Source organism: Ignavibacteriota bacterium (assembly GCA_016708125.1).
Lineage (GTDB): Bacteria > Bacteroidota > Ignavibacteria > Ignavibacteriales > Melioribacteraceae.
In genome coordinates this window covers 2,857,354-2,871,459 of record JADJGF010000001.1, presented here as the reverse complement: position 1 = coordinate 2,871,459, position 14,106 = coordinate 2,857,354, and the positions used below count along the sequence as shown (strand labels likewise).

At 30.8% G+C, this 14,106-nt stretch carries 9 protein-coding genes; 6 read left to right on the top strand and 3 right to left on the bottom strand.

Annotated features, from left to right (window positions below; translation table 11 throughout):
* Positions 1–2: 2 nt before the first annotated feature.
* Together IPH62_12540 and IPH62_12535 are read right to left on the bottom strand one after the other, a co-directional pair.
* Positions 3–698, bottom strand: a complete 696-nt coding sequence (locus IPH62_12540) for a YggS family pyridoxal phosphate-dependent enzyme (protein ID MBK7106102.1) — start codon at positions 696–698, stop codon at positions 3–5.
* 90 nt (positions 699–788) lie between these two features.
* Positions 789–4,367 (bottom strand): vitamin B12-dependent ribonucleotide reductase, encoded by a 3,579-nt coding sequence (locus tag IPH62_12535; protein ID MBK7106101.1) that lies wholly within the window; start codon positions 4,365–4,367, stop codon positions 789–791.
* Between the two features lie 265 nt (positions 4,368–4,632).
* On the opposite strand from IPH62_12535, the gene malQ reads away from it, so the two are divergent.
* The 4 genes from malQ (at position 4,633) to IPH62_12515 (ending at position 9,610) form a co-directional block, all read left to right on the top strand.
* Entirely contained in the window at positions 4,633–6,186 is a 1,554-nt protein-coding gene (gene malQ, locus IPH62_12530; protein ID MBK7106100.1) for a 4-alpha-glucanotransferase, read from the top strand.
* Between the two features lie 11 nt (positions 6,187–6,197).
* A complete protein-coding gene (locus tag IPH62_12525; GenBank protein ID MBK7106099.1) occupies positions 6,198–6,653 on the top strand; it encodes a TerB family tellurite resistance protein in 456 nt (151 codons plus the stop codon).
* Between the two features lie 32 nt (positions 6,654–6,685).
* Positions 6,686–7,126 (top strand): heme-binding domain-containing protein, encoded by a 441-nt coding sequence (locus IPH62_12520; protein MBK7106098.1) that lies wholly within the window; start codon positions 6,686–6,688, stop codon positions 7,124–7,126.
* Positions 7,127–7,462: 336 nt separating this feature from the next.
* A complete protein-coding gene (locus IPH62_12515) occupies positions 7,463–9,610 on the top strand; it encodes a hypothetical protein (protein ID MBK7106097.1) in 2,148 nt (715 codons plus the stop codon).
* Positions 9,611–9,656: 46 nt separating this feature from the next.
* Here the strand turns inward: IPH62_12515 and pta are convergent, their stop codons facing one another.
* Positions 9,657–10,637: a phosphate acetyltransferase gene (gene pta / locus IPH62_12510; protein ID MBK7106096.1), complete on the bottom strand. Its 981-nt coding sequence runs from the start codon at positions 10,635–10,637 to the stop codon at positions 9,657–9,659.
* Positions 10,638–10,765: 128 nt separating this feature from the next.
* On the opposite strand from pta, the gene IPH62_12505 reads away from it, so the two are divergent.
* The gene (locus tag IPH62_12505; protein MBK7106095.1) at positions 10,766–12,166 is read left to right on the top strand and encodes an MBL fold metallo-hydrolase; all 1,401 of its coding nucleotides are present in this window, start codon (positions 10,766–10,768) and stop codon (positions 12,164–12,166) included.
* A gap of 24 nt (positions 12,167–12,190) precedes the next feature.
* Positions 12,191–14,095 carry a hypothetical protein gene (locus IPH62_12500; protein ID MBK7106094.1) on the top strand — a complete coding sequence of 635 codons (1,905 nt, stop codon included), beginning with the start codon at positions 12,191–12,193 and terminating at the stop codon, positions 14,093–14,095.
* Positions 14,096–14,106: the final 11 nt, after the last annotated feature.

Genomic DNA, 14,106 nt, shown 5'->3' with positions numbered 1-14,106 from the left:
CATTATTTGATAGAATAATTTCGCTCTCCAAAAATTGCTGTTCCAATTCTTAAAATTGTTGCGCCTTCTTCAATTGCAATTTCAAAATCATTTGTCATTCCCATTGATAAATGAGGAAGTTCGAAACCGTTTTGATTCAATTTATTTTTAAATTCAGACAACTTCCTAAATGAATTTCGAATAATTTCTTCATCATTTGTATAAGGAGCAATGGTCATTAGTCCAACTAAATATACATTTGAAAGTCTTTTACTATATTCGGCAATTTTTTGAAGATCATAAAAATTTTCAATTCCGTATTTTGTTGCTTCATCCGAAGTTTTAACTTCTAATAAAATTTTTTGAATTTTATTAATATTTTCTGCACGTTTATTAATTTCATCTGCTAATTTTATTGAATCAACAGAATGAATAAATTCTGCAATTGGAACAACATTTTTTACTTTATTTGTTTGTAGATGACCAATAAAATGCCAATTTATTTTTTTGTTGATTATTTTATTTTTTTCTTCAAGTTCTTGGGCTTTATTTTCACCAAAATTTAAAATGCCTGTTGAATTTACAATTTCAATTTCTTCAACTGAATGTAATTTTGAAACTGCAACAAGTGTAATCTCAGAATAATTTCTTCCAACTTGACTACATTTATTTTGAATTTTTTGATTTACGAATTTAATATTTTGTTCGATGCTATTCATTTGAAGATAAAATCATTTCAACAATTTGATAATTTTTAATATATAAAAAAAGGAGCGTTTCCGCCCCTTTTTAATTTGGATATTTTCCAATTAGCTGCAGCCGGTTGTAGATCCGCATGTTTCGCATTTCAAACACGTTCCATTTCTAACCATAGTCATGCTTTGGCATTCGGGACAAATATCGCCCGTATAACCTAAAATTCGTGCCTCCTGAACTTTTTTGGTTATATGCGCAACTTGTTGTTTATGAACACCGTTTCCATTTCCACTGCTTGAAGTTGCACTTAGTGTTGTACTTCTATCATTTGTATTATCCAAATGAATCATTCTTTCGCTAATTACTTCTTCACTTTCATATTCCGGTTCCACTAATGAACCGTAAGTTTTGCCTCTGTTCAACTCATCTTCTTCAACATGCGAAAGATCATTTCTGCTTAAATATGTTACAGCCAATTCTCTAAAAATGTAATCAATTATAGATGTTGCCATTTTTATTCTTCTATTTCCGGTTACCATTCCGCTTGGTTCAAATTTTGTAAACACAAATGCATCTACAAATTCTTCCAAAGGAACACCATGCTGCAATCCTAAAGAAATTGCAATTGCAAAATTGTTTAACAAACTTCTAACAGCTGCACCTTCTCTATGCATATCTAAGAAAATTTCTCCAAGTTGACCGTTTTCATATTCTCCGGTTCTTATGTAAACTGTTTGTCCGCCAATTTTTGCTTTTTGTGTATAACCGGTTCTTCTATCCGGCAATCTTCTTCTTTTTGCAATATATCTGTGAATTATTCTTTCTGCAATTTTAATTATTTCGTTATTATTTTCTTCTTCTTCAATTGCATCAATACTTTCATCAGACATAGAGTTTAGCGGTTGAGATAATTTTGAACCGTCGCGGTAAAGTGCATTTGCTTTCAAACCCATTTTCCACGATGTCATATAAGCATCTTCGATATCAGAAATTTTTGCTTCATTAGGAAGATTTATTGTTTTGGAAATTGCACCGGAAATAAATGGTTGGGCTGCAGCCATCATATTAATATGCGCATGAGCTTTAATAAATCTTGTCCCTTTTCTTCCGCATTTACTTGCCGTATCAAAAACTGCGTAATGTTCATGTTTTAGGAAAGGAGCACCTTCTGTTGTCATTGTTCCGCATACATAATCATTAGCAATTGCAATTTCTTGTTTCTTGAATCCAATTTGTTCAAGTAAATTTAAATTAAAATCATTTATTTGATCATCTGTTAATCCCAAAACATTTCTGCAAAAATCTACACCGATTGTGTGAGTGTTAAACGCAAAATTCAATTCAAATACTGATGGTAACATTCCTTCAATTTTTTTCAAAATATCTTCAGTGAAACCTTTTGCTTTTAAAGTTTCCGGATTAATGTAAGGACAACCCGATAATGAACCGGTACCTTTTGCATATTTTACAATTTCATTTATTTGTTCGTTGTTGTATCCTAAATTTTTTAACGCCGGAGGAATAGATTGATTTATAATTTTAAAATATCCGCCGCCGGCTAATTTTTTAAATTTAACTAATGCATAATCCGGTTCAATTCCGGTTGTATCGCAATCCATTACCAATCCAATTGTTCCGGTTGGAGCAACAACTGTAACTTGAGCATTTCTAAATCCGTATTTTTTTCCAAGATCAACAGCGTTAACAGCATCTTGCTGAGCAGCTTTTAATAAATCAGAAGGGCAATATTTTGGATCAATTCCCATAGGATAAATTGATAAACCTTCATATTCTTCTTCTGGAACATTAAATGCAGCTCTTTTATGGTTACGAATTACTCTCTGCATTTCTTCTTTATTATTTTCATATTTAATGAAAGTACCTAATTCTTTTGCCATTTCAGATGAGGTTGCATAGGATTTCATATGCATAATTGCGGTTATTGCGCCGGCTATTGCTTGTCCTTCTTTACTATCATAAGGAATTCCTTGAATCATCAATAATGATCCTAAATTTGCATAACCTAAACCAAGAGTTCTATAATCAAAACTGTTTTGAGCAACAGCTTTACTCGGATATTGAGCCATTAAAACGCTGATTTCCAAAACCATAGTTAACAAACGAGTTGCATGACGGAATGATTTAATATTGAATGATTGTTTTTCTTCATCATAAAATTTTACAAGATTCATTGATGCAAGATTGCAAGCTGTATCATCCAAAAACATATATTCACTGCAAGGATTTGAAGCATTAATTCTTCCATCATTAATACAAGTATGCCATTCATTTATTGTTGTATCAAATTGAAGACCCGGATCAGCGGAAGCCCAAGCTGCATAACCGATTTGAGCCCAAAGATCGCGAGCTTTCAAAGTTTTGCAAGCAACCGGTTTTCTCTGATCTTTTGCCGATTTTTTTAATTCAACTCTCCAACATAAATTCCACTCAGAATCATCAATTACGGCTTTCATAAAATCATTTGTAACTCTAACTGAATTATTGGAATTTTGTCCCGAAACAGTTGCGTAAGCTTCCGAATTCCAATCAGTATTATATTCCGGAAATTCTATCGATGTAAATCCAAGTTTTGCAAGTTGAATTACTCTTTCTATATAATTATCTGGAATTTGTGATCTTCTTGCATTTATGATTGCAGCATTTAATTTTTTATTACTTTTTCTATTAAATCTGTCATTTTCCGGATGTTCGGCATAGCAAGCTTTAACGATATTATTTAAATGTAAATTGCAAAGTTTAGATCCGGTAACGATTGCCGCAACTTTTTGTTCTTCGTGCTGTTTCCAATCAATAAATTCTTCAATATCAGGATGATCAATATCAAGTGTTACCATTTTTGCAGCTCTGCGTGTTGTTCCACCGGATTTTATTGCTCCGGCTGATCTATCACCAATTTTTAAGAATGACATTAATCCCGAAGATTTTCCGCCGCCACTTAATGGTTCATCGGAACCTCTAATTTTTGAAAAATTTGTTCCGGTTCCGGAACCATATTTAAATAATCTTGCTTCTCTAACCCAAAGATCCATTATTCCATCTTCATTAACTAAATCATCCGTAACTGATTGAATAAAACATGCGTGCGGCTGAGGATGTGTATATGCATCTTCGGCTTGTGTTAATTCGCCGGTTTTAAAATCAACATAATAATGACCTTGTGCCGGACCATTAATTCCGTAAGCCCAATTTAAACCGGTATTAAACCATTGCGGACTATTAGGCGCCGCCATTTGATTTGCTAGCATAAAACACAATTCATCATAAAATGCGAGAGCGTCTTCTTCGGAATCAAAGTAATTTCCTTTCCAGCCCCAATAAGTCCAAGTTCCAGCTAATCTATTAAAAACCTGTCGAGAATCAGTTTCACCGCCCAATCTATCTTTTTCCGGCAATTCATTTAAAAGTTCATCATCGGCAACAGATGGCTGAAGCCATTTTGGAACACCTTTTTCTTTCAATTTTTTTATTAACTTTGGAACGCCGGCTTTTCTAAAATATTTTTGAGTAATTATGTCTGTAGCAACTTGTGACCATGTTTTTGGAACCATTACGTCTTCCATTTTGAATACGCTGGTTCCGTTTGGATTTTTAATTTCAGATGTGCGTTTTACGAATTCTATCGATGAATATGGATCTTGATTAGCGATAGTATAGTAACGACTAATTTTCATTAAAGCCTCAAATTTTATGTAGTGAACAGATTATCAATTAGCTATTGAAAAGTATTTCAAAATTTTGCCGATGATTTTGTAGGAATAAAACTGACAACATCGGGCACGAAAATTAAACAAATGATTGATTATTTCAAATAAAAAAGTTTAAAAGTTAAGCTTGAAATTTATTATTCAGTTCCGAATTTTTGTGGTCAGAAAATAAAAAATAATTTGTTAAACTCAATATTAATTTTCTTTTTTTTTAATAAATGTAGGAATTACAATGAAATTCAAAAGAAGTGCTGGAATTTTACTTCACCCAACTTCACTACCGGGTGATTACGGAATTGGAACCATCGGCCAAAATGCATATCATTTTGTTGATTTTTTGGCAGAATCCGGACAAAAACTATGGCAAATTTTCCCACTTGGCCCAACCGGATATGGAGATTCCCCCTATCAATCATTTTCAACATTTGCCGGAAATCCTTTATTGATTGACCTAGATTTTTTGAAAGAAGATGGTTTATTGGCAGAAAACGATTTAAAAAGTATTCCGCATTTTCAAAAAAATAATATTGATTTTGGAAAACTAATTGAAGTAAAATATCAGCTTCTTTCAATTGCATTTCAGAATTATAAAATATCAGGAAAAATATTTTCCGAAAATTGCGGAAATTTCTGCAGCGAAAATGCTTTTTGGCTTGATGATTATGCATTATTTATGGCTGTAAAGGAATATCACAGCGGAAAATTATGGACGGAATGGGAACAGGATATTGCTTTCAGAATTAATGATTCCGTTGAAAAATGGAAAGATAAATTAGAATACAGATTTAATTTTCAAAAATTTCTTCAATATACATTTTACTCGCAATGGAAAAAGTTGAAAAATTACGCAAATTCAAAAGGAATAAAAATTATCGGCGATATTCCAATTTTTATTGCTTACGATAGTTCAGATCTTTGGGCAAATAAACATCTTTTTTCTGTTGACGAAAATGGAAAGCTTGAAACAAAAGCTGGAGTTCCGCCGGATTATTTTTCTGCAACCGGACAACTTTGGGGAAATCCTCTTTACAAATGGGATGAAATTCAAAAAGATAATTTCAACTGGTGGAAAAAAAGAATTCAGAAAACTTTGGAATTAGTTGATATTGTAAGAATTGATCACTTTAGAGGTTTGGAAGCATATTGGGAAATTCCCGGAGAAGCACCAACCGCACAAATAGGTCGTTGGGTAAAAGCTCCCGGAAGAGATTTATTTAACGAAATTAAGAAACATCTTGGAGATCTGCCGATTATTGCGGAAGATTTGGGAGTAATAACTCCAGGAGTAGAAAAACTTAGAGATGATTTTGAATTCCCCGGAATGAAAATTCTGCAATTTGCTTTTGGTCCAAATGGAGATAAAAATTTTCTTCCCCACAATTATGTAAAAAACTGCATTGTATTTACCGGCTCTCATGATAACGACACAACAACCGGATTTTTTGAAAAAGAAAGAGAAAATAATTCCGGAGTTTACGAGTGGACGCAAAAATATTTAAATTATTATGGTGATAATTTAACCCAAGAATTAATTAGAGTAGCTTATGCTTCTGTAGCAAATTTTGTTGTAATTCCAATGCAAGATATTTTGGGATTAGGGTCTGATGCAAGAATGAATTTCCCCGGAAAATTAGGCGGAAACTGGACTTGGCGTTTTGATTGGAATCAAGTAAATACAAATTTAGCACTTTATCTAAAATCTTTGGTTGAGCTTTATGAAAGAAATAATTATAAGGTTGATGAGAAAATTGATTCCAATAAACCAGATTTATCTTTACCAGAATAAAAAGGAAAAGTATGTTTGATTTTATTATAGATTCATTTAAGAAATGTAAAAATAATCCGGATGAGAATTTAAAGAATCACACAATTCAAATTGCGGCTTGTGCATTATTTTTAGAAATTGCTAATGCAGATGAAAATTTTTCAATTGATGAAGAAGATAAAATATTAGCAATTATGAAAAACAATTTTTCACTTACGGAAGAAGAATTAAATTTGCTGATTTCAAAATCGAAAGAAGAAATTAAAAAATCTGTAAGTCTTTATGAATTTACTGAAGTTATGAACAAACATTTTGATCAAAATGAAAAGTTTAATCTAATTAAAAATCTTTGGCATATTGCTTTTATTGATGGAAATATTGATCAATATGAAGAACATTATATAAAGAAAATTTGCAACAATTTACATCTTTCTCATAAAGATAGAATTGCAGCAAAACTTGAAGTTAAATCAGAATTAGGGTTGTAAAAAATTTAATTATCATAAGGAATTAAAGTTAAATGAAAAAAATATTATTAATAATTGTTGCGGTTTTTGCGGTAATTCAATTTATAAGAATTGATAAAACAAATCCGGAAGCAAAACAAGAAAATGATTTTATTAATTTTAGCAATCCTCCAACTGAAATAAGTACAGTAATAAAAAATGCATGCTACGATTGTCATTCGCATCAAACAAAATATCCGTGGTATTCAGATATTGCTCCGGTTTCTTGGCTGTTGAAAAATCATATTGATGACGGAAGACGTCATTTAAATTTTTCAATTTGGAATGAATATGATAATGAAAAACAATTACATAAACTGGATGAATGTATTGAAATGATTAAATCCGGTGAAATGCCAATGCAAGGTTATGTTATGATGCATTCCGAAGCAAAGTTGAGTGATGAACAAAAGAATGCTTTAATTGAATGGTTTAATTCCAAAATACAAAAATGAATTTTAATTTTAGATAATATCCAAAATTAAAAAAATACTTGTAACTCCTTAAAAATCCTATTTTTTAGTTATTAGAATTGAAAAATATTCTAATAACTAAATCTTTTTAATTTTCTAACGAATATTAATTTATTTCATCCGAAGATTGTCTTTTATTAAAAATATAAATTGGATAATAAACAATTTTGATAGATAAATTATTTTTATCAAAATTTTTATATCAAAAAAATAAAATTGTATTTAATCTTGACCAATTTAATAGAAGATTATGCCATAAAAATTCTGTTTTCCAGTTAAAACTAGAAAGATTTTAAATATTCTAATATGGAGTAAAGTATGAAATCAATCTTCACATTTTCAGTTCTTTTATTATTATCGCTAATTATCTACAGTTGTGCGGAAGATTCACCTACCAAACCTGAAGAAAAAGAAGTACCGGTTTTGGGAAGTAAAAATATTGGTAATGAAGGTGGCACAATTAGCATTGATAATTTTGAATTAAATGTTCCAACCGGCGCATTCAAAAATAATTCAGAAATTAAAATTTCAAAATCAGTTGATGACAATTTGTTCAGCACAAATAATGTTTCTGACTTTTTTGTTATTGATGGAATTCCCGCTGAATTTGATAAACCAATTAAAATTAAAATTAAATATAATGGCTCTCTAAAAGATAGTTCATTCATTGCACTTGGAGAAAGTAATTTTGTTGCCAGTTTAAATAGTGAAGCAAAATCTTATAGACTTTTAAGCGCAAAAGACTCGGCTGGTTTTTTAATAGCACAAATCCCTTCAACTGTTGGTACCGGGATGGAAAAATCCAATTCAAATTACTCTATTGAAGCTGATGATTTATCTTTCAATTTAGGTGCAATTGCAGGTTATGCAAGTTATAAAAGTCGTGGAAATCATTTTAGAATAAATTTTCCTTCATCAGTAATAACTCAAGCTTATGATCTTGCAGATTATTTAGAATCAGCTTATGACAAATTTCAGTCAATTGGTTTCAGTTATAGCCGACGTTCAAAGTGGCCGGTTGAAGTTACTGTAAAAGTTCTGGATAATTCCGTTTACGGATATTCTTATAACTCATCTTGGGGCGATAATTATGGATATATGGAATTCAATGCTAATAAAATGGGAGATGCAGAAGAGCTTAAAGTAACCGCCGGGCATGAATTTTTTCATTTAGTTCAATCTTTATACGATCCACGAAACAGATTTTCTAAATCTAAATTTCAATCGCCTCATCTCTGGTTAGATGAAGCATCCTCAGTTTGGGCTGAATCATTTTTTAGCAGTAGCGGATCAAATTATGTATCGCCTATTTTTGCAAGTAATGCTTATGAAATATTAAACGGTGCAAAAACCGCTGGAAGTGATGCCCAGTCTTATGGATATGGAAGTGCAAGTTTAATTAAATATTTAACCAAAAATTATAATAATAGCTCACTTGTTAATATTTATGAAAATATTTATAGTGGCAAAAATGCATTTGATGCAATCGGTGATATTCTGCCAATAAGTATTGATATGAGCTGGCATACGTATCTAAGAAGTCTCTTTTCATTTGAGTTATACGATGGTGACAGTTTTCGACCAAGTTCATTAATGGCAACAGCCAAAATAAAGAGTCAGAATTTTACAATTAAAACTGCCGCAGATTCCGTAAAAAGTTTTAAGTCTTCACTTTCGGATTTATCAGCAACAATTTTTTCCATTAAAAATGAATTTGAAAAATTAAACAGTAATGCAAAACTTGAGTTTGTTTGTAAAGATTGGAATTTTCAATTATTCAAAGTGAATGGTTCTGAAAGTAAATTTTTAGCAAGCGGAAAAGACACTTTAGTTCTAAGTGATTTTAAAAAAATTGCAGATGCAGGTTATCAAATAGCAGTTGTTCTGTATAATAATGATTTTGATTCACCTTATAATAATACCAAGAGTTATGAGATGGAGATTAAAGTCAAAGCAGCACAAACTATTCAATTTATTTATCTTGGAGTTTCTTATACAGGTACTTTTACATGGACCACACCAGATGAAACAACTACTAATACTTATGAAACTGGAATGAGTGGGGTTGTTTGGGATAGAAATCATCAAATTTCTAGTAACTCAATTTTAATTTCACAAGACTCAACAAGTGAATATTCTCAATTTAAAACTACAATCGGTTTAACTCTTGACGACTATGAAAATCCTACAAAAATATTTGATTTTCGATTTGATATGGTTGATAAAAGTTTGAATTATAACTCATCAGAAACTTTTTCAGCCGCCGGAAACGGAGTTCCATTTGTTGCTTATGATTATGGAAAAAATGGAATCAGATTTGAATATACCGGTGATATTTCACAGTATCTTACAAAACTTTATGATTATGATAAAATGATTTCAAATGTTAATAATAATTATTATATCAACGAATTAACTAGTTATGATTCACACGGAACGATTATGATCATTATAAATTATGAATAAAAAAAAGCCCTCAAATTAGAGGGCTTAATTCATAATATTAGTAATTTTATGACATAAGAGCTGCAATTGCGGAAGTATTTACAATATCATCAACACTGCATCCGCGGCTTAAATCAAATAGAGGTTTTTTCAATCCTTGAACAACCGGACCAACGGCTTCTGCTCCGCCTAATCTTTGCGCAATTTTATAACCAATATTGCCTGCTTGCAAATCCGGGAAAACTAAAACATTTGCACGACCAGCAACATTACTTTCCGGAGCTTTTTTCTTTCCGATTGATTCAACAATTGCGGCATCAAATTGAAGTTCGCCATCAATCATTAAATTAGGATTTTTCTGTTTTGCAATTGATGTAGCTTCTAAAACTTTATCTACCAATTCGTGTTTTGCACTTCCTTTTGTTGAGAAAGAAAGCATTGCAACATAAGGTTCTCCTCCCGTTAATTTTTTATGATTTTCTGCCGTTGTAATTGCAATATCGGCTAATTGTGCTGCATCCGGATTTGGAACTACTGCACAATCCGCAAATGAAAAAACTCTATTTGGGAAAATCATTAAAAAGAAACTTGAAACAATTGAAATTCCATCCGGCATTCCAACGCATTGCAAAGCTGCTCTTAAAACATCACCGGTGGAAGCTGTAGAACCGGCAACAAATCCATCTGCTTTTGATTCTTTTACTAACATCGCACCGAAAAATAAATCACGTTTTAAAGTTTCTCTTGCTTGCTCAATTGTAACACCTTTGTGTTTTCTCATGTTAAAAAATATGTTCGAAAAATCACTAAACATTTCTGATTTTTCGTAATCAATAATTCTAACTCCGGAAAGATCGCATTCCAATTCTCTTGCTCTTGAGCGAATTTTATCTTCGTTTCCGAGAGTTATAACTTTTGCAATACCTTCGCTAGTTAGCTTTTGAGCTGCTTTTAAAACTCTATCATCATGAGATTCCGGAAGAACAATTGTTCTCCTCAAATTTTTTGCTTTTGCTTTAATTTCTTCAATTAATTTTAAATCTGCCATAACTATCCATTTTTAATTTTTGTTTTCGTAAATATAATAAAATCAATTTTTACTTAATTATAAATATATTTTCAAATTTTGTTATTTTAAGTGAAATATTTTCTTAAACAAATTTTCTAAGGTAATTTATGGAAATTCAATTTATTGGCGCAGCAAAAACCGTAACCGGATCAATGCATTTGGTTACTACCGGAACAACAAAATTTTTAGTCGATTGCGGATTATATCAAGGTAAAAGAAAGGAAGCTTTTGAAATAAACAGACATTTTGATTTTTTTGATCCTTCCGAAATTGATTTTGTGATTTTAACTCACGCACATATTGATCACTCCGGAAATTTACCGACTTTGGTTAGCAAAGGGTTTAAAGGAAAAATTTACGCAACTTTTGCGACAAGAGATTTAGTTACAATAATGCTGCGGGACAGTGCGCACATTCAAGAAAAAGACGTTGAGTTTGTAAATAAGGCAAGATCAAAGCAAGGTAAAAATTTGTTTGAGCCATTGTACTCTCCAAAAGATGTTTCAAATACTTTAAAACTTTTTGTCGGTTTAAATTATCACCACGATATTGAAATTACTCCGGATATAAAATTATACTTTGCAGATGCGGGACATATTCTTGGTTCGGCAGTTTCACATTTAACAATAAATGAAAACGGAAAAGAAATTAAAGTTGGATTTAGCGGAGATTTAGGAAGACCAAATCTTCCAATTTTACGCGACCCGGAAAAAATTGGAAACGTAGATTATTTTATTTGCGAAAGTACATACGGCGGAAGAAGTCATGATAATCCTAAAGATTCAGAACATCAGCTTGCAAGAGTTATAAATCGTGCAGTTCAAAGAAATGCAAAAATTATTGTTCCGGCTTTCAGCGTTGGAAGAACTCAAGAATTAGTTTACGCTTTGCACAGAATTTTTTTAAGAGGAGATGCACCAAGAATTCCGGTTTTTGTTGATAGTCCGCTTTCCGTAAATGCAACAGAAGTTTTCAGACTTCATCCCGAATGTTTTGATAACGAAACCGAAGAATTTATTTTAAAGGATAAAGACCCATTTGGATTCAATCAATTGAATTATATTTCAGAAGTTTCTGAATCTAAAGAATTAAATTCATACAATGGACCATTGATGATTATTTCAAGTTCGGGAATGTGCGAAGCCGGAAGAATTCAGCATCATTTAAAAAATAATATTGAAAATCCAAATAACATTATATTGATGGTTGGCTATTCTGCGCAGCATACATTAGGAAGAAGAATTATGGATAAGGATGAATTTGTGAAAATTTTTGGTGATGAATATAAACTGAAAGCAGAAGTGATTGTACTAAATTCATTCAGTGCTCATGCAGATGAAAACGAACTTATCACTTATGTAAATAATTTTGATAAAAAAATGATGAAAAATATTTTCCTTGTTCACGGCGAATTTGATCAGCAAGAAATATTTAAAAATAGAATTTTGGAAAACGGATTTAGCAAAGTTACAATTCCAGAAAAAGGTGATGTTTTTGTTTTGGATTAATAATAAAATGCAAAAATAATATTTGTGAAAAAAATAAAGAAAATATCTGCGCTCATTTTATTATTTCCAATTTTTCTTGTTTCTCAAACAAGTAACGATAGCTTGAATTTTACTTATTTCAAGTATCAAAAAAATTTGTTTAATACATCTTTTGAAAAAAGATTAAACACGCTAAACCTTCATTCGGGTTTGTCGGTTTCACAAAATTCAAATAATTATTTCATTGGCTTGAATGAAAATTATTTTTCTTCGCTCGTAAGCTCCGGAACAAAAAATATTAAAGATGAACAATCGCTTTCCATAATCGGCGAGTATAAATATTCGCCGGTTCTGCAATTTGGAATTCTTACACAAAATAATATTTATTCAAACGATAGAAAAATTGCAATCAATGAAGCGTCAATTTTGCATTCAACTATTTACTCAAAAATTTCACCAATCGATCAATTTAAAATAATTCCTTACGGTGGATATTCAATTAACAAACAAGTTAATGAAGATGATCGCGGTATTATTTATGGCTCAAATCTTATATTGGAAAAATATAATCTTAACGAATTTCAAATTTCGTCAAATCTAAATTTTCAGAATGAAGATATTTCTCCAAGAAAAAATTATAACCGACTCGCATCAATAAAGGTTAAAAATGATTTTGATCTGGAACTTACAAATTTAATTTCCGCCGATTACAGTAACGTAAGAAAAGATTTTTATTTCGAAGCTGATTCACTTACATCAAACATTTTTAATATTTCAAAAAATATTCAAAGCAGAATTGAAAACAGATATTTTATTGAAGAAAGAATTTTCAACTCAAGATTTAATTCAGATTTTTATTTTGATTTAAGCGGGCGCGCTTCTTTTAGAAATATTGATAGAATTACAAAATTTAAAAATTTAGCAAATATTGATCTTTCAACTTTCGATTCACAAATTGATGAGTTCCGGCTTGATTTTTCGGCAATTACAGAATATAACAGCGAAAGTTTTTTTGGCAGAATTAAAATTGATTACAGTGAAAGAGATGAAAAATATAACGCAAAAAAAATTGAAGATGCTAACAACATAATTTTTGATCAGCGCACGGAACTTGAGAAAAGAAAAAATAATAATTCGCAGTACACAACGGTTTCTGCAATTGGAAATTACTCAATTACAAAAAAAGATAATTTATTGTTTACTTTGCTTCATCGAAAATTAATTTATGATACTCCAAGTGAAATTAATTTTGATGACCGCGATGAGCTTTTATCAATTCTGCGTTTATCATATTTAAAATCTTTTAATCACCTTTTTAATTTCTTTATAAATCTTGAAGGAAGTTTTAATCACATTGTTTACATTTTTGCGGAAAGAAGTTCTAACAATAATACGAGAAGAAATATTAAACTAAGTTCCGGCGGTGAATTTAACGGAACAAATTTATATTCTAAAAACACATTTGAGGTTTCTGCAAATTATACTTCTTATGATTTTGAAGATATTGTGCCAAATATTAATAGTTTTTCTTTCAGACAATTTAGCGCAAAAGATACAACTTCGTTAAAATTTTATAATAAAGTTTATCTTGATTTTTCCGGATATATTAAACTTTCTGAGCAAGGAGATTTTGTGTGGTCAAATTTTACAAATAATCCGGAAAGATTTTTAGCGGAATTTTATTTGGAACCAATGTTCAACATAAAATATTCGGAAATGAAAATTGGCGTGGGATTAAGATTATTCAGTCTGCAAACATTTAATTACAATTTACTTAATGAAAAAATTCTCACTTCAAAGTATAGCAGTATTGGACCAATAACAAATTTCTTAATCAAAATGGAAAATGTTGATTTGGCATTATACGGCTGGTACGAATTTATTTCTAACGAAGAAAAAATACAAAGAGAGTTGGCAAATCTTTATTTTTCTGTTAATTGGCGAATATAATGAATTGCAAT

Bases quoted from the DNA above. Each gene is read 5' to 3' on its own strand.
- pta (MBK7106096.1), bottom strand. From the start codon at position 10,637: ATGGCAGATTTAAAATTAATTGAAGAAATTAAAGCAAAAGCAAAAAAT.
- IPH62_12525 (MBK7106099.1), top strand. From the start codon at position 6,198: ATGTTTGATTTTATTATAGATTCATTTAAGAAATGTAAAAATAATCCG.
- IPH62_12540 (MBK7106102.1), bottom strand. From the start codon at position 698: ATGAATAGCATCGAACAAAATATTAAATTCGTAAATCAAAAAATTCAA.
- malQ (MBK7106100.1), top strand. From the start codon at position 4,633: ATGAAATTCAAAAGAAGTGCTGGAATTTTACTTCACCCAACTTCACTA.
- IPH62_12535 (MBK7106101.1), bottom strand. From the start codon at position 4,367: ATGAAAATTAGTCGTTACTATACTATCGCTAATCAAGATCCATATTCA.
- IPH62_12515 (MBK7106097.1), top strand. From the start codon at position 7,463: ATGAAATCAATCTTCACATTTTCAGTTCTTTTATTATTATCGCTAATT.
- IPH62_12505 (MBK7106095.1), top strand. From the start codon at position 10,766: ATGGAAATTCAATTTATTGGCGCAGCAAAAACCGTAACCGGATCAATG.
- IPH62_12520 (MBK7106098.1), top strand. From the start codon at position 6,686: ATGAAAAAAATATTATTAATAATTGTTGCGGTTTTTGCGGTAATTCAA.